Origin of the sequence: Pantoea sp. 18069, from assembly GCF_902706035.1 — a bacterium.
In the GTDB taxonomy this organism is placed as follows: domain Bacteria; phylum Pseudomonadota; class Gammaproteobacteria; order Burkholderiales; family Burkholderiaceae_C; genus Comamonas.
In genome coordinates this window covers 275,749-290,866 of sequence record NZ_CACSJA010000001.1, presented here as the reverse complement: position 1 = coordinate 290,866, position 15,118 = coordinate 275,749, and the positions used below count along the sequence as shown (strand labels likewise).

General features: G+C 65.9%; 13 protein-coding genes. 6 read left to right on the top strand and 7 right to left on the bottom strand.

The genetic code is table 11. The features are described from left to right. Positions 1 to 4 precede the first annotated feature (4 nt). From GVL12_RS01410 to metK, 5 genes are all read right to left on the bottom strand, one after another. Positions 5 to 1,090, bottom strand: coding sequence for a bifunctional nicotinamide-nucleotide adenylyltransferase/Nudix hydroxylase (locus tag GVL12_RS01410; RefSeq protein WP_159910845.1), 1,086 nt, complete (start codon positions 1,088 to 1,090; stop codon positions 5 to 7). 141 nt (positions 1,091 to 1,231) lie between these two features. Continuing rightward, a complete protein-coding gene (locus GVL12_RS01405) occupies positions 1,232 to 2,932 on the bottom strand; it encodes an NAD+ synthase (RefSeq protein WP_159910844.1) in 1,701 nt (566 codons plus the stop codon). Positions 2,933 to 2,949: 17 nt separating this feature from the next. Then, the gene (pncB, locus tag GVL12_RS01400) at positions 2,950 to 4,155 is read right to left on the bottom strand and encodes a nicotinate phosphoribosyltransferase (protein WP_159910843.1); all 1,206 of its coding nucleotides are present in this window, start codon (positions 4,153 to 4,155) and stop codon (positions 2,950 to 2,952) included. Positions 4,156 to 4,313: 158 nt separating this feature from the next. Next, positions 4,314 to 4,499 carry a DUF1328 domain-containing protein gene (locus GVL12_RS01395; RefSeq protein ID WP_159910842.1) on the bottom strand — a complete coding sequence of 62 codons (186 nt, stop codon included), beginning with the start codon at positions 4,497 to 4,499 and terminating at the stop codon, positions 4,314 to 4,316. Positions 4,500 to 4,695: 196 nt separating this feature from the next. Continuing rightward, complete coding sequence (gene metK / locus GVL12_RS01390; protein ID WP_159910841.1) at positions 4,696 to 5,880, bottom strand: methionine adenosyltransferase; 1,185 nt, start codon at positions 5,878 to 5,880, stop codon at positions 4,696 to 4,698. 128 nt (positions 5,881 to 6,008) lie between these two features. Here metK and GVL12_RS01385 point away from each other — a divergent pair, with 128 nt between their 5' ends. After that, positions 6,009 to 6,866 carry a lysophospholipid acyltransferase family protein gene (locus GVL12_RS01385; RefSeq protein ID WP_159910840.1) on the top strand — a complete coding sequence of 286 codons (858 nt, stop codon included), beginning with the start codon at positions 6,009 to 6,011 and terminating at the stop codon, positions 6,864 to 6,866. Further along, positions 6,863 to 7,732 carry a lysophospholipid acyltransferase family protein gene (locus GVL12_RS01380; RefSeq protein ID WP_159910839.1) on the top strand — a complete coding sequence of 290 codons (870 nt, stop codon included), beginning with the start codon at positions 6,863 to 6,865 and terminating at the stop codon, positions 7,730 to 7,732. The genes GVL12_RS01385 and GVL12_RS01380 overlap by 4 nt, the downstream gene beginning before the upstream one ends. A 69-nt stretch (positions 7,733 to 7,801) precedes the next feature. Here GVL12_RS01380 and GVL12_RS01375 read toward each other — a convergent pair whose 3' ends face one another. Continuing rightward, positions 7,802 to 8,734: an alpha/beta hydrolase gene (locus tag GVL12_RS01375; protein ID WP_159910838.1), complete on the bottom strand. Its 933-nt coding sequence runs from the start codon at positions 8,732 to 8,734 to the stop codon at positions 7,802 to 7,804. A 49-nt stretch (positions 8,735 to 8,783) separates the two neighbouring features. Then, positions 8,784 to 9,542 (bottom strand): ribosome biogenesis GTP-binding protein YihA/YsxC, encoded by a 759-nt coding sequence (gene yihA / locus GVL12_RS01370; protein ID WP_159910837.1) that lies wholly within the window; start codon positions 9,540 to 9,542, stop codon positions 8,784 to 8,786. Between the two features lie 72 nt (positions 9,543 to 9,614). Between yihA and GVL12_RS01365 the strand changes: the two genes are divergently transcribed. The 4 genes from GVL12_RS01365 (at position 9,615) to msrP (ending at position 15,112) form a co-directional block, all read left to right on the top strand. Then, positions 9,615 to 10,256 carry a cytochrome c gene (locus GVL12_RS01365; RefSeq protein ID WP_159910836.1) on the top strand — a complete coding sequence of 214 codons (642 nt, stop codon included), beginning with the start codon at positions 9,615 to 9,617 and terminating at the stop codon, positions 10,254 to 10,256. A gap of 147 nt (positions 10,257 to 10,403) precedes the next feature. Further along, positions 10,404 to 12,563, top strand: a complete 2,160-nt coding sequence (locus tag GVL12_RS01360) for a cytochrome c biogenesis protein ResB (protein ID WP_200843407.1) — start codon at positions 10,404 to 10,406, stop codon at positions 12,561 to 12,563. Further along, complete coding sequence (gene ccsB, locus GVL12_RS01355) at positions 12,560 to 13,906, top strand: c-type cytochrome biogenesis protein CcsB (protein WP_159910835.1); 1,347 nt, start codon at positions 12,560 to 12,562, stop codon at positions 13,904 to 13,906. The genes GVL12_RS01360 and ccsB overlap by 4 nt, the downstream gene beginning before the upstream one ends. A gap of 210 nt (positions 13,907 to 14,116) precedes the next feature. After that, positions 14,117 to 15,112 carry a protein-methionine-sulfoxide reductase catalytic subunit MsrP gene (gene msrP / locus GVL12_RS01350; RefSeq protein ID WP_159910834.1) on the top strand — a complete coding sequence of 332 codons (996 nt, stop codon included), beginning with the start codon at positions 14,117 to 14,119 and terminating at the stop codon, positions 15,110 to 15,112. The last annotated feature ends 6 nt before the right edge of the window (positions 15,113 to 15,118 follow it).

Sequence of the window (15,118 nt, the reverse complement as noted above, 5' to 3'; positions counted from 1 at the left end):
GGAATCAGTGGGACAAAGGGGTGGTGCAGATGTTTTCCAGGCAGCGCTGGATCACATGGAAATGGTCTTCGAAAAACCGGGTCTCGAGCGCGGGCAGCTGCGCCAGCGGCACCCAGCGCGCAAGCGCCGCGTCGTCGCCGCCCTGCACGGCCGGCAGCTGCGCGCGCTCGCCCAGATCGAACACATGCACATGGGTGATGGTGCGCCCGCGCAGGCTGCGATCGGGGTGATCGAACACCTGCACGCCCTGCAGCGCGGCTTCGAGTGCCTGCGCATCGACGGCGCAGCCGGTTTCCTCCTGCAGCTCGCGCAGGCATGACTGCCAGAGGCTGTCGCGCGGCTCGATAAAGCCGCCGGGCAGTGCCCACAGGCCCTTGCCCGGCGCATGGCCGCGCTCGATCAGCAGCAGATGGCCGTTGCACAGCAGCAGCGCATCGACCGTGACGAACACCGGCGGGTAGGGCGCGCAGGCCCAGGCTGCGTGGTAGCTGCGCAGCATCGCGGCTTCGTGCTGCATCGCGCCGTAGTCGGGCGTGTCCATCCAGGCCTGCAGGAAGTCGAGCACCGGCGCGGGCACCTGCGGCGCGAGCGCGGCCAGCACTTCGCTGCGCGCAGCGGCGCTCGCGTTCCAGTAGATTTCGCGCAAGGGCGTGGCATCGAACGCGCCCAGCCGCGGCAGGCTCAGCAGCTGCCAGCCGGGAAAGCTTTGCAGATAGCTGCTGCTGCTGTCCTTGAAGTGGCCGACCAGCGCAATGGCCGCGCCCGGCGGCACCAGCGCCTGCACGCCGGCGCGCACGGCCTCGACCCAGCGTGCCTCGTTGTAATGGTCGCGCACGGGAATGCAATGCACGCGCGCGCGCTCGGCGGGCGACAGCGCTGCCTGCACCATGGCCGCGCGCTCCTGCCAGGTGAACGGGTTCTTCGGGCTGCGCGCCTGGTGGGCACTGCCGAGCACCACCACGACCTGCTGCGCCTGCTGCAAGGCCGCCTGCAGCAGCGCCATATGGCCGTTGTGCCAGGGCTGGAAGCGCCCGATCAGCACGGCGGTGTGCGGCGGCGAGGACGGGGAGGTGTCAGGAGAAAAGGCCATGTTTTTTTCGAGAACGAGCATGTCCCAGCTCAGGGGGCACCGAGCAAGGGCCGCCCCGCAGCGAGGGTGCCGTCCCCCTCCACCGAAGGATGGGAGAGGGAAGCCGGGGCCGGCCATCCGGCGTGAGCGGCTCAGGGGGTGTCAAGGATAATACGCCGCAATCGGCATCTGGCGCCCGGTGCCGAATGCGCGCGGGCGCACGCGCAGTATGGGCGGTGCCTGGCGGCGCTTGTATTCGCTGCGGTGGATCATGCGCTGCACCTTGTCGACCAGCGCCGGACCGTCGGGCTGCTGCACCAGCGTGTCGACGAACTGGCGCGCGCTCGCGTATTCGAGGCCGGACAGATGCGTGCCCTCGATCAGCAGCTTGAGGATTTCGTCGAGCACGGCGTAGGGCGGCAGGCTGTCCTCGTCCTTCTGGTCGGGCGCGAGTTCGGCCGAAGGCGGCTTGGCGATGATGGCCTGCGGAATCAGTTCGCGGCCGGCCGTGGCGTTGATGTGGCGCGAAAGAGCAAAGACTTCGGTCTTGTAGAGGTCGCCGAGCAGCCCCAGGCCGCCGTTGGTGTCGCCGTAGAGCGTGCAGTAGCCGACCGAGACTTCGGACTTGTTGCCCGTGGTCAGCAGCAGGTGGCCGAAGGCGTTCGAATACTCCATCAATATCGTGCCGCGGATGCGGGCCTGCAGGTTCTCGAGCGGCAGGCCCTCGAGCGGCTGGCCGAAGCTGCGCGCGAAGCCCTCGGCATAGCCGTCCACGAGCTCGCCTATCGGGTGCTGGTGCAGCCGGATGCCCAGGTTCTCGCACAGCGCCACCGAATCATCGACCGAGCCGGCCGAAGAAAAGCCCGAAGGCATGGTCACGCCGACCACGTTGTCCGCACCCAGGGCCTGGGCCGCGAGCGCCAGCGTCAGCGCGCTGTCGATGCCGCCCGAACTGCCGACCACGGCCCGGGTGAAGCCGCAGCGGCGTGCATAGTCGCGCAGGCCCAGCACGATCTGCTGGCGGTAGAACTCCATGGTGGCCAGGCCCTGCGCGGGCACGGCCGGCAGCGCGCGGCCTGACACGCTGCTGAAGCGCCCCATGTCGAAGGCCAGCGTGGTCACGGATTCCTGGAAGCGCGGCGCCTCGAGCACCACGCCGTGCTCGGGCTCGACGGCGAACGAGGCGCCGTCGAACACGATCTGGTCCTGGCCGCCGACCTGGTTGACGTACAGCAGCGCCAGCGCGTGGCGGCTGGCCGCGGCGCTGAAGACCTGGTGGCGCTGCTCGCGCTTGCCCAGGTGGCTGGGACTGGCGTTGATGCTGACCACCAGGTCGGGCGCGGCATCGGCTATGCGCCTGAAGGGGTTGGTTGCGTAGTCGGCGCCGCTGTCGTTCCAGCCGTCTTCGCAGATCAGGAAACCGACCTGCATCTGGCCTATGCGCAGCACCTTGGCCACATCGGGGCCGGGCTCGAAATGCCGGCGTTCGTCGAAGATGTTGTAGGTCGGCAGCAACTGCTTGTCGTACTGCAGGCGCAGCGTGCCGCCGTGCAGCACCAGCAGGCTGTTGTGCAGCGGTTTGCCCGGCCCTTCGGCGCGCGTGGGCGCGCCCACGACCCAGTGCAGCTCGGGATAGTCGGCCGAGGCGCGGCGCAATGCTTCCAGGCCGTCCTGCACGCGCTGCATGAACGCAGGCTCGTCAAGCAGGTCGCTGGGGTAGTAGCCGCACAGGGAGAGCTCGCTGAAGACCACCATGTCGGCCTGCTCCTGCCGGGCCTGGTGCGCGGCCGCGCACATGCGCTGGACATTGCCGTCGATATCGCCCACGGTGTAGTTGAGTTGGGCCAGCGTGATGCGCAGCATGGAAGTCTCCTTGGGCGTCAGGGGCGCAGGGGTTGCGGGTCGGGAATGTCGAACACCTGGCGCAGATAGGCGAGGTAGGTTTCGTCGGTGCACAGCGTCTTGCCCGGGCTGTCCGAAATCTTGGCGACCGGCTGGCCGTTGGCATGGGTCAGCTTCATCACGATGTTCAGCGGCGTCAGGCCCATGTCGTTGGTCAGGCGCGTGCCTATGCCAAAGCCCAGCTGGATGCGGTCGGCAAAGCGGTGGTAGAGCTCCAGCGCGCTGTCGAGGTTCAGCCCGTCGGAGAACACCAGGCGCTTGCTGTGCGTGTCGATGCGCAGGCGCTGGTAGTGGGCCAGCGCCTTCTCGCCCCAGGCAAACGGGTCGCCCGAGTCGTGGCGCAGGCCGTCGAACAGCTTGGCGAAATACAGGTCGAAGTCGTGCAGGAAAGCGTTCATGCCCACCGTGTCGGTCAGCGCGATGCCCAGGTCGCCGCGGTATTCCTGCACCCAGTCCTCGAGCGCGGCGTTCTGGAAGTCGCGCAGGCGCACGCCCAGCGCCTGGTAGCTTTGCATGTATTCGTGGGCCATGGTGCCTATGGGCACGATCTGCAGGTCGCGCGCCAGCAGCACGTTGGACGTGCCCTTGAACCATTGCGAGGTTTCGGTGGCGAAGCGCTGCACGACTTCGCGCTGCCAGGCGCCCGAAAAGCGCCGGCGCACACCGAAGTCGAACATCTCGAACGGATGGCGGCGCTGGGCGGCGCCAGCCAGCGCCTGCAGCTGGGCGACTTTTTGCGCCAGGCGCACGCGCCCTTCCTGCAGTGCAGCCGCGGCGTCGAAACGGCGGAAGTACAGCTCGTTGACGATGGCCAGCACATAGATCTCGAAACCCATCACATGCACCTGCGGGCCGTGCGCCACGATCTGCAGCGTCTGTCCTTCGGCGCGCGCCTCGATGAACGCGCGCTGGAAGCGGAAGATGCGCAGGAAGTCGATGAAGTCGCTCTTGATGAAGCGCAGCGATCCAAGGTAGTCCAGCGCGTCGCTGGCGAACGACAGCTCGCACAGCGCATCGAGTTCGCGCTCGACTTCGGGCAGCAGCTCGGCCAGCGGGTACTCGGGCGTGCTGCGGCAGACGAATTCGTAGCGCGCCTGGGTCTGGGGATGGCGATGCAGCATCGCCTGCCACATGGTGAACTTGTACAGGTCGGTGTCGAGCAGGCTGGAGATGATGGGCGGCATGGGCGGGTAGAGCGTTCAGGCGTGAAGCTGTCGCTGGGGGCGATGCACGCCCGGGCGGAGCAGCGCGCGATCCGTCAACGAAATCAGCAAGTGGCCAGTGTAGACGCCCACCCGTCGCCGGGCGCCGTGAACATGCACGGCGCCGGTATGGCCCGGGCCTACTTGAGGGCCTTGCGCGCGGCGCCCACGCCGAGCACGGCCAGCACCACGAAGATCACGGCCAGCACCAGGAACACGATGAACAGCAGCTTGGCGATGCCGGCGGCACCCGCGGCCACGCCGGTGAAGCCCAGCGCGCCGGCCAGCAGGGAGATGACGGCGAAGATGATCGCGTATTTGAGCATGGTGGTTTCCTTGGAAGCTGCTGGCGTCGGTCAATGTGCCGACGATCAGTTGCTACGTTAGCGTTGGCCGCAGAGGTTGGCTGTGGGCCGGACAGCGCTGCGCGCGTAGGAATAGACCTGCGTTCTTGCGCAAGAAAAAAGGCCTGCACGCAGGCAGGCCTTGGGGGCGTTGAACGGGCCGGGCCCGTCGTACGGCTTAGCGCAGTCCGGCCGAGGCGCGCAGCAGCGCCGCCTTGTCGGTCTTTTCCCAGGTGAATTCGGGCTCTTCGCGGCCGAAGTGGCCGTAGGCCGCGGTCTTGCTGTAGATAGGGCGCAGCAGGTCGAGCATCTGGATGATGCCCTTGGGGCGCAGGTCGAAATGTTCGGCCACGAGCCTGGCGATCTGGTCGTCGGGAATCACGCCCGTGCCTTCGGTGTAGACCGTGATGTTCATCGGGCGCGCGACGCCGATCGCGTAGGCGACCTGGATCTGGCACTGGCGCGCCAGGCCTGCGGCGACGATGTTCTTGGCCACGTAGCGCGCGGCATAGGCGGCCGAGCGGTCGACCTTGGTCGGGTCCTTGCCCGAGAACGCGCCACCGCCATGGGGGCAGGCACCGCCGTAGGTGTCGACAATGATCTTGCGGCCGGTCAGGCCGCAATCGCCTTGCGGGCCACCGACCACGAAGCGGCCCGTGGGGTTGATCAGGTACTTGGTGTCCTGCAGCCATTCGTTGGGCAGCACCGGCTTGATGATTTCCTCGATGATGGCTTCGATGAAGCTGGGCTTCATCTTGGTGGCCGTCTCCGACTGGTCGGGGCTGTGCTGGGTCGACAGCACCACGGTGTCGATGCTGTGCGGCTTGCCGTCGACATAGCGCATCGTCACCTGGCTCTTGGCGTCGGGGCGCAGGAACGGCAGGCGGCCGTCCTTGCGCAGCTGCGCCTGGCGCTCGACCAGGCGGTGCGCATAGTAGATCGGCGCGGGCATCAGCTCGGGCGTCTCATCGCAGGCGTAGCCGAACATCAGGCCCTGGTCGCCAGCGCCGGTGTTGAGTTCGTCGTCGCTGGCCTGGTCCACGCCCTGGGCGATGTCCTGGCTCTGCTTGTCATAGGCCACGAGCACCGCGCAGCCCTTGTAGTCGATGCCGTATTCGGTGTTGTCGTAGCCGATGCGCTTGATGGTGTCGCGCGCGACCTGGATGTAGTCGACATTCGCGCCGGTGGTGATTTCGCCCGCCAGAACCACCAGGCCGGTGTTGGTCAGCGTCTCGGCTGCCACACGCGAGTGGGGGTCTTGGGTGAAAATGGCATCCAGGATCGCATCGGAGATCTGGTCGGCCACCTTGTCGGGGTGCCCTTCAGAGACAGATTCCGAAGTGAAAAGAAAATCGTTCGCCATTGAATAAACTCCTGTGTTCCAGCTTTTGAGGCGTTGCCCAAGCTGACGGAGCCCGGCGAACGCTTTAGCAGAATTTTTTTACGTCGCCCTGCAAGTTGCTCATTTAACTCAGCGACCTTTCTATTTTAATGCCAAGCCTGTTCCACTTGTTCTCGTTGCTGCCTTTATGGCTTTTGCATGGTCTGGGCGCTGCCCTGGGCTGGCTGGTGTTCTTCGTCTCGGGCACCTACCGCCGGCGCTTCCTGCAGAACGTCCGCCAGGCGGGCTACCGCTTTTGCGAGGTGCGCGCGGCCGTGGGCCATGCCGGCCGCATGGTCGCCGAGCTGCCGCGCATGTGGCTGCAGACCAGGCCCGTGCGCTGCGAGATGATCGAGCCCGAGCGCGTCGAGCAGGTCTGGGCCAAGGGCCGCGGCATTGTTTTCCTCACGCCCCATCTGGGCTGCTTCGAGCTGTCGGTGCAGGCCGCGGCGCGCCGCTGGAGCGCCGAGCGCGGCCCCATCACCATCCTGTACCGGCCCGCGCGCCAGGCCTGGCTGGCCCAGGTGATGGAAACCGCGCGCAACCGGCCCGGCGTGCAGGCCGTGCCGACCGCGCTGTCGGGCGTGCGCCAGATGATCAAGGCGCTGCGCCGCGGCGAAGCCGTGGGCCTGCTGCCCGACCAGGTACCGCCCGAGGGGCAGGGCCTGTGGTCGCCGTTTTTTGGCCGTGACGCCTACACCATGACCCTGGCGGCGCGGCTGGTGCAGCAGACCGGTGCGAGCGTGATCGTTGCCCGTTGCGAGCGCAAGCCCTGGGGGCGAGGCTACGCGCTGTATTTTGAGGAGTTGCCCATGCCTTTGTCAGATTCGTTGGAAACCGCTGTGCTGCAGCTCAACCAGGCCATGGAGCAGACCATTCGCCAATGCCCGTCGCAGTACCTCTGGGGCTATGCGCGCTACAAGCAACCCCGGGCCGAGCAGCCCGCTGGCGCGCAGGTGGCGCCATGAGCGCGCGCTTCGGTGTCTGGCTGATGGGCATGCTCGGGCGCCTGCCGCTGAAATGGCTGCGCGCGCTCGGCTGGCTGCTCGGGCGCGTGCTGTTCGTGGTTGCCGTGCCGCGGCGCAGGATTGCGCTGCGCAATCTCGAGCTGTGCTTTCCAGAGATGCCCCTGGCCCGGCGCAAGGCCCTGGCCCGACAGAACTTCGTGGTGTTCTGCCAGACCTGGCTGGACCGCGGCTGGCTGTGGTCGGCGCCCGAGTCCGTGGTGCGCCAGCGCGTGCGGCTCGAAGGCGCGTTGCATGAACTCGAGGGCGACACGCCGACCATCGTCTTCGCGCCGCATTTCTACAGCATGGACGCGGGCGGGCTGACGCTGCCGCTCAACACCACGCGCGCGTTCACCTCGATCTTCTCGACCCACCCCAACCCGACGATAGACGACTGGTTCATGGGCGGGCGCCAGCGCTTTGGCGATGTGCGCATGCTCAACCGCGCCGACGGCGTCAAGCCCATCATCTCCAGCCTGCGCCAGGGCGGGCTGCTGTACCTGTTGCCCGACATGGATTTCGGCCGCAACGATTCGGTGTTCGTGCCGTTCTACGGCGTCACGGCAGCGACCATTCCCTCGCTGTCGCGCTTTGCACGGCTGGGCCGGGCCAAGGTCATAGGCATGTACACCCGGCTCACGCCCCAAGGCTATGTCGCGCTGATCACCCCGGCCTGGGAAGACTTTCCGACCGCGGACGCGGTCGCCGACACGGCACGCATGAACCGTGAACTAGAGCACTGGATAGACACCATGCCCGAGCAGTACTACTGGGTGCACAAGCGCTTCAAGACCCGGCCCGAGGGCGAGCCATCACTCTATGGCTGAGCGGAAATGATTTCCTGACTTTCTCCCCCCGTTCGCCCTAAGCTCGTCGAAGGGCCGTGGCGCCGACAATCAAGCCGCGAGACGTTCGCCGCTGAACTGCTGCTGCACAAAATGCTCGAGCTCGTCGATCACGCGCGCCGGGCGTTCGTGCACCACCCAGTGCGAGGTGTTGCGCAGGTGCTGGATCTGCAGCCGCGGCACCCAGTCTTCGAGTCCATCGAGCAGCCCCGGGCGCAGCGCCGGGTCGCTCATGCCCCAGAGCACCAGCGTCGGCACATCGACGTGCAGCGCGGCCTCGGGCAGCTGCAAGGCCGCAAGGTGGTCGGGCGCGCCCGGTGCCGGCGGAAACAACGGGCTCGCACCGTAGTAATGGCAGGCGCCCTGCATTCCGTGTGACCAGTGCTGGCGGTATTGCGCCTGCAGCGCGGGCGTGAGCCAGGCGGGCAAGCGGCCGTCGGGCTGGGCGAAAAAGCCCAAGGCGCGCCGGTAATCCTGCTCGGCGAGCAGCGCGGGTGCATCGGCGCGGCGCAGGAAACGCATGTAGTCGCTGGCTTGGCGCTGTTCAACATGTTCGCGCAGTTCACGCAAGAACGCCCCCGCGTGGGGGGCGTTGAGCACCATCAGTCGGTCCATGCTGTCGGCGTGCTGGCTGGCCACGCTCCAGGCCAGCGCACCGCCCCAGTCGTGCGCGACCAGGCAGGCCAGCGGCGCCTGCGGGCTCTCGATGGCGATCAGCGCGCGAATGTCCTGCACCAGGTGGCGCGCATGGTAGGCCGTGACTTCGGGCGGACTGCTCGAGTCGCCAAAGCCGCGCAGGTCGGGCGCCACGCAGCGAAAGCCGCCGTTTTCGGGTGCCGCGAAATGCGTCAGCAGCGCGTCCCAGATGAACGCGCCTTCGGGAAAGCCATGGAGAAACAGCAGCACCGGCTGGCCCGGCGTGCCCGCGGTGCGGCAGCGCAGCGTGATGCCGTGGGGCAGGACATGGTCGCAAGTCTGGATCATGGAGCTACTCTCTCGGTAGCCTCCAGCGCTTGGCGGAACCTGCTGGAAGCTAGTTGGCCTGGGGTTCGTCAGCGCTGTCCGACGTGGTGGACGGCACTGCGGGCGTGGCTGCGTCCGGTGCCCCTGCGGCTGCAGGTTCTGCCGGATGCGACCAACGCCATAGTAGCTGAGCCACGTCGTCCACACCCTGTTTCTTGAGCGCGGAGAACAACATTGCCTCGCCGCCGCCGGCTTGCAGTCGCGCAATGGACAGCGCCTTGGTCTGCTCGGCGCGCGTGAGCTTGTCGGCCTTGGTCAGCAGGATCAGGAACTTCAGGCCGTCTTCGACGCGCGGGCGCACGGCTTCGAGCAGCGCTTCGTCGAGTTCGGTCAGGCCCAGGCGCGGATCGCACAGCAGCACGATGCCCGTGAGGCTGCTGCGCGTGATCAGGTAGTTGACCATCACCTGCTGCCAGCGGATCTTGTCCGAGCGCGATACTGCGGCATAGCCGTAGCCCGGCAAATCGGCAAGCACCGCATCGGTGAGGCCTTGGCGGCCCAGCGAGAACAGGTTGATGTGCTGTGTGCGACCGGGCTTCTTCGAGGCGAAGGCCAGTTGCTTTTGCTGCGTCAACGTGTTGATGCAGGTGGATTTGCCGGCGTTGGAACGGCCGACAAAAGCGATCTCCGGCACTTCAATGGTGGGCAGATGGTGCAGCTGCGCGGCAGTGGTGAGGAAGCGCGCGGTATGCATCCAGCCCATGGCGAGCTTGCCATCAATGCTGGGAGAAGGCTTGCCCGCAACCGGTGCGGGGGAGGAGTTCGTCATGGGGGGTATCTATGCTTGGGAGCCTCATTGTAGAATTGTGCGGTTCAGTGCACCTAACAACAGACCCTCGATATGAAGTTGCTCGCCTCTATGCTGATGGCTGCCGTTCTGGCAGCACCCGCTTTCCCGGCCTTCTCGGCGGGTGAAACGCCCGCTGCACCGCAGACGAATGCCAAGCTTGACTTGACAAAAGGCGCGGCAGGCTATGCCGCAGTGTGCGCAGCATGCCACGGAGCGGATGGCAACTCGACCATTGTGGCTAATCCCGCACTGGCCCAGCAGCACCCTGAATACCTGACCAAACAGTTGCAGGATTTCAAGAGCGGCGTGCGCAAGGATCCGGTGATGCAGGGCTTCGCGGCCATGCTGTCGGACGAGGAAATGAAGAACATTTCCGGCTGGCTCGCGGCGCAGAAGTCCAAGGGCGGCTTTGCCAAGGACAAGGATCTGGTCGCCCTGGGCGAGCGCATCTTCCGCGGCGGCATCCAGGACCGCAACATCGCGGCCTGCGCCGGCTGCCACAGCCCCAATGGTGCCGGCCTGCCCGTGCAGTACCCGCGCCTGGCCGGCCAGCATGCGGACTACACTATTAAACAGCTGATAGAGTTTCGGGATGGCAAGCGGGGCAACAGCCTGCCCATGACCCAGGTGGCGGCCAAGCTCAACGACCGGGAAATCAAGGCCGTGTCGGACTATATCGCCGGCCTGCGCTGAAGCGTTTTTAGCGTTTGTTGCCCGGCGTTGAATGGTTTCGCACCAGCGCAGGGAACCAAACGCCAATCACTCAACCCCAATGGGCGGGTCCATCCTTTGCTGAGGTGGCCCCGCCTTTTTGCTTTCGGGCTTTGCGTTACTTCCTCCATGCCAGACACCTCTTCGCGCGCGACTTCCTCCTTTGGCTCTCAGGCTTGGCGCGCGACCGTCGAGTTGCTGTCCTCGATGCGCTTTGCGATTGCCTTGCTCTCGGTGATCTGCATCGCGTCGGTGATCGGCACGGTGCTCAAGCAGCATGAGCCCGCGGTCAATTATGTGAACCAGTTCGGCCCGTTCTGGTCGCAGCTGTTCCTGGCGCTCAAGCTCAACGCGGTCTACAGCGCCTGGTGGTTCCTGCTGATCCTGGCGTTTCTCGTGGCCAGCACCAGCCTGTGCGTGGCGCGCAATGCGCCCAAGTACCTGGCTGACCTGCGCACCTACAAGGAAAACATCCGCGAGAAGAGCCTGGAAGCCTTTCGCCACCGCGCCCAGGCCGAAGTGCGCGGCAGCCCGCAGGACGCGGCGCAGCGCCTGGGCAAGCTGCTGGTCACCGGGGGCTGGAAAGTCAAGCTGCAGCCGCGCGGCACGGGCTGGATGGTGGCCGCCAAGGCCGGTGCAGCGCACAAGCTGGGCTACATCGCCGCGCACAGCTCCATCGTGCTGATCTGTCTGGGCGGGCTGTTCGACGGCGACCTGATCGTGCGCGCGCAGATGCTGTTTGGCGACAAGACGCCCTATACCGGCGGCGGCCGGGTGTCGGACGTCGCGCCCGAGCACCGTCTGTCCGAGCGCAACCCTACGTTCCGCGGCAATCTGATGGTCGCCGAAGGCACGCAGTCGAGCACCGCCATCCTGAGCCAGTCGGACGGGGTGTTGCTGCAGGAGCTGCCATTCGCGGTGGAACTCAAGAAGTTCATCGTCGAGTACTACTCGACGGGCATGCCCAAGCTGTTCGCCAGTGAAGTGATCATTCACGACAAGCACACCGGCGAGCAGACGGCCCGGCGCATCGAAGTCAACCATCCCGCGCATTACAAGGGCGTGGAAATCTACCAGTCGAGCTTTGACGACGGCGGTTCGTCGGTCAAGATGCGCGCCGTGCCCCTGGACGGCACGGGCAAGCCGTTCACGGTCGAGGGCATCATCGGCGGCACCAGCGAATTCACGCGCTCGGGCGAAGGCCGGGGCAATGGCGAAGACACGCTGACGCTTGAATACACGGCGCTGCGCACCATCAACGTGGAAAACTTCGGCGCGGCCAAGGGCGCGATGGCTTCGGGCACCGATGTGCGCAAGGTCGACCTCAAATCAGCGATCGACGCGCGCCTGGGTGCAGGCCACAAGACCACGACCGAAAAAGAGCTGCGCAACATCGGTCCCAGCATTGGCTACAAGCTGCGCGACGCTTCGGGCCAGGCGCGCGAGTACCAGAACTACATGCTGCCCGTGGACACGGGTGACGGCAACCCGGTGTTCCTGCTGGGCGTGCGCGACAACCCGGTCGATGCATTCCGCTTCCTGCGCGTGCCGGCCGACGTCGAAGGCTCGATGGACACGTTCCTGCGCCTGCGCGTGGCGCTGGCCGAGCCCGCGCTGCGCGCGCAGGCGGCGCGCAGCTATGTGGCGCAGGCGGTCGACGCGGCCCGCCCCGATCTGCGCGAGCCGCTGATGCAGTCGGCGCTGCGCGCGCTGGAAATGTATGCGGGCACGACGGACGATGCGGGCGTGAAGGTCGGCGGTCTGCAGGCGATCGCGCGCTTCATGGAGCAGAACGTGCCCGAGGCCGAGCGCACGCGCGCCAGCGAAGTGCTGGTGCGCATCTTGAATGGCGTGCTGTTCGAGATGGCGCAGTCGCTGCGCCAGCAGTCGGGCCTGCCGGCGATGGAAAACAACGAGCAGACGCTGGCGTTCATGACGCAGGCGGTGTTCTCGCTGAGCGACGCCCAGTTCTATCCCGCGCCGATGGCATTCATGCTCGACGATTTCACGCATGTGCAAGCCAGCGTTTTCCAGGTCACACGTGGGCCCGGCAAGAACGTAGTCTATCTGGGTTGCCTGTTCCTGATTCTGGGGATCTTTGCCATGCTCTACGTGCGTGATCGACGCCTGTGGATCTGGCTGGCCCCCGCCGGCGAAGGCAGCAGCTACGCCACCGTGGCCCTTTCCACCAACCGCCAGACCATGGAAGGTGACAAGGACTTTGCCATGCTGACCGAAAAACTCATTGGCGCCAAGCCGACTGCGCGCAGCCCGGGAGCTTCTGAATGACGACCGCAACGACCGACTCTTCCGAGACCATCACCCTGCATTCGGGGTATTTTTCGCGCCGCAACTGGTTCGACTGGCTGTTTGCCGTGATCGTCACGGCGGGCGGGCTGTTCGCGCTGCAGCGCTATGCGGACTACATGGATGGCTATGAAAAGGCCATCCTGCTGGGCACCATTCCCACCCTCATCTGGTTGTGCTGGTTCTGGCGTCCGCTGCGCGTGCTGACGCTGGCCGTGGCGGGGTTTTCGCTGCTCGCGCTGGGCCTGTACCAGGTCGATGGCGCAGGCGACCTGGCCCGGGCAGAAACCGTGTTCGGTCTCAAATATTTCCTCTCGAGCCAGTCGGCCATCCTCTGGATGAGCATGCTGTTCTTCATGAGCACCATCTTCTACTGGATAGGCATGTTCTCGCGCAACGAGGGCCGGACCATGTCGCTGCTGGGCTCGCGCATCGCCTGGGTGGCGATTGCGATGGCGCTGATCGGCTCCATGGTGCGCTGGTACGAAAGCTATCTGCTGGGCGCCGACATCGGCCATATTCCGGTCAGCAACCTCTACGAAGTGTTCGTGATGTTCTGCTGGATGACCGCGACCTTCTACCTCTACTACGAGGAAAACTACGACACCCGCGCGCTCGGCGCCTTTGTGATGCTGGTGGTGAGCGCGGCCGTGGGCTTTTTGCTCTGGTACACGCTGGTGCGCGAAGCGCACGAGATCCAGCCGCTGGTGCCGGCGCTCAAGAGCTGGTGGATGAAACTGCATGTGCCCGCCAACTTCATCGGCTACGGCACGTTCGCGCTCGCGGCCATGGTCGCATTCGCCTACCTGATCAAGCAGCAGGCAGGCGAAACCCGCTGGTACAAGCTCGCACCGCTGTGGCTGCTGGGCATCGTGCTGTGCTTCGAGCCCATCGTGTTCCGCCAGGGCGCGACCGAGAGCGGCGGCAGCTACTGGACCGTGTACTTCGGCATTTCGGCGCTGATCGTGGCCGGCATCCTGCTGGCGCGCAAGCATATCGCCGCACGCCTGCCGTCGTTCGAGATCCTCGATGACGTGATGTACAAGTCGATTGCCGTGGGCTTTGCGTTCTTCACCATCGCCACCGTGCTGGGCGCGCTCTGGGCGGCCGAGGCCTGGGGCGGCTACTGGAGCTGGGACCCGAAGGAAACCTGGGCGCTGATCGTCTGGCTCAACTACGCGGCCTGGCTGCACATGCGCCTCGTCAAGGGCTTGCGCGGCACCGTGTCCGCCTGGTGGGCCTTAACCGGCCTGGGCGTGACGACGTTCGCCTTTCTGGGCGTGAACATGTTCCTCAGCGGCCTGCACAGCTACGGCGAGCTGTAAGTCACGCCGGGTTCCGCGAAAAAGAGCGTTCAGCGATGGGCGCTCTTTTTTTGTCGCCGGGCCGCCCCAAGACAAAAAGAATGGGGGGCTTTGCCCCCCAGGCAGCCACACGCAGTGAGGCAAGCGTGGGGGCCTTTTTTTGTTGCCGTGCGCAGTGAACCATCCACAGTCACAATGCATCAGACAAGGCTGTCTGTCCAAGGAGCTGCCATGCTGATACGAACCGATCGCGACGGCTTTTCCCATGCCCGCAGCAGCGAGATCACGCCCCAGCCGGTCTACGAGGAACGGCGCCAGTGGCTGCGTACCGTGGCTGCGGGCGCAGCCGGGGGCACGCTTGCCGCCTGGGCCGGGCGCGATGCGCTGGCTGCGGTGCAGCGCCCGGGCAAGCTCGCTGCGCTCGCGGGCCAGCCCAGCCAGGTCGCGGGCGCCAACACCATGGAAACGCCCACGGCCTATGCCGATGCCTCGCAGTACAACAACTACTACGAGTTCGGCCTCGACAAGGCCGATCCCGCGCGCAATGCGCACACGCTCAAGACCACGCCCTGGAGCATCAAGGTCGAAGGCCTGGTCGCCAAGCCCGCGACGTTCGATCTGCAGGAACTGCTGCAGCTGAGCGCGCAGGAAGAGCGGATCTACCGGCTGCGCTGCGTCGAAGGCTGGTCCATGGTCATTCCCTGGGTCGGCTACTCGCTGGCGCAGTTGCTGCGCCGCGTGCAGCCGCTGGGCAGTGCCAAATACGTGGAGTTCGTGACGCTGGCCGATCCGAAGATGATGCCGGGCCTGCGCAGCAGGGTGCTCGACTGGCCCTACACCGAAGGGCTGCGCCTCGACGAGGCCATGCACCCGCTGACGCTGCTGGCGTTCGGCATGTATGGCGAAGTGCTGCCAGCGCAAAACGGCGCGCCGGTGCGCCTGGTCGTTCCGTGGAAGTACGGCTTCAAGAGCGCCAAGAGCATTGTCGCCATCCGCCTCACCGACAAGCAGCCGGCAACGGCCTGGAACAAGGCGGCGCGCAACGAGTACGGCTTTTATTCCAATGTCAATCCTGACGTGCCGCACCCGCGCTGGAGCCAGTCCAGCGAGCGGCGCATTGGCGAGGGCGGCCTGTTCGCGAAGAAGCGCAAGACGCTGATGTTCAACGGTTACGGCGAGCAGGTCGGTCAGCTCTATGCGGGCATGGACCTCAAGCAGCAGTTTTGAGCGCCC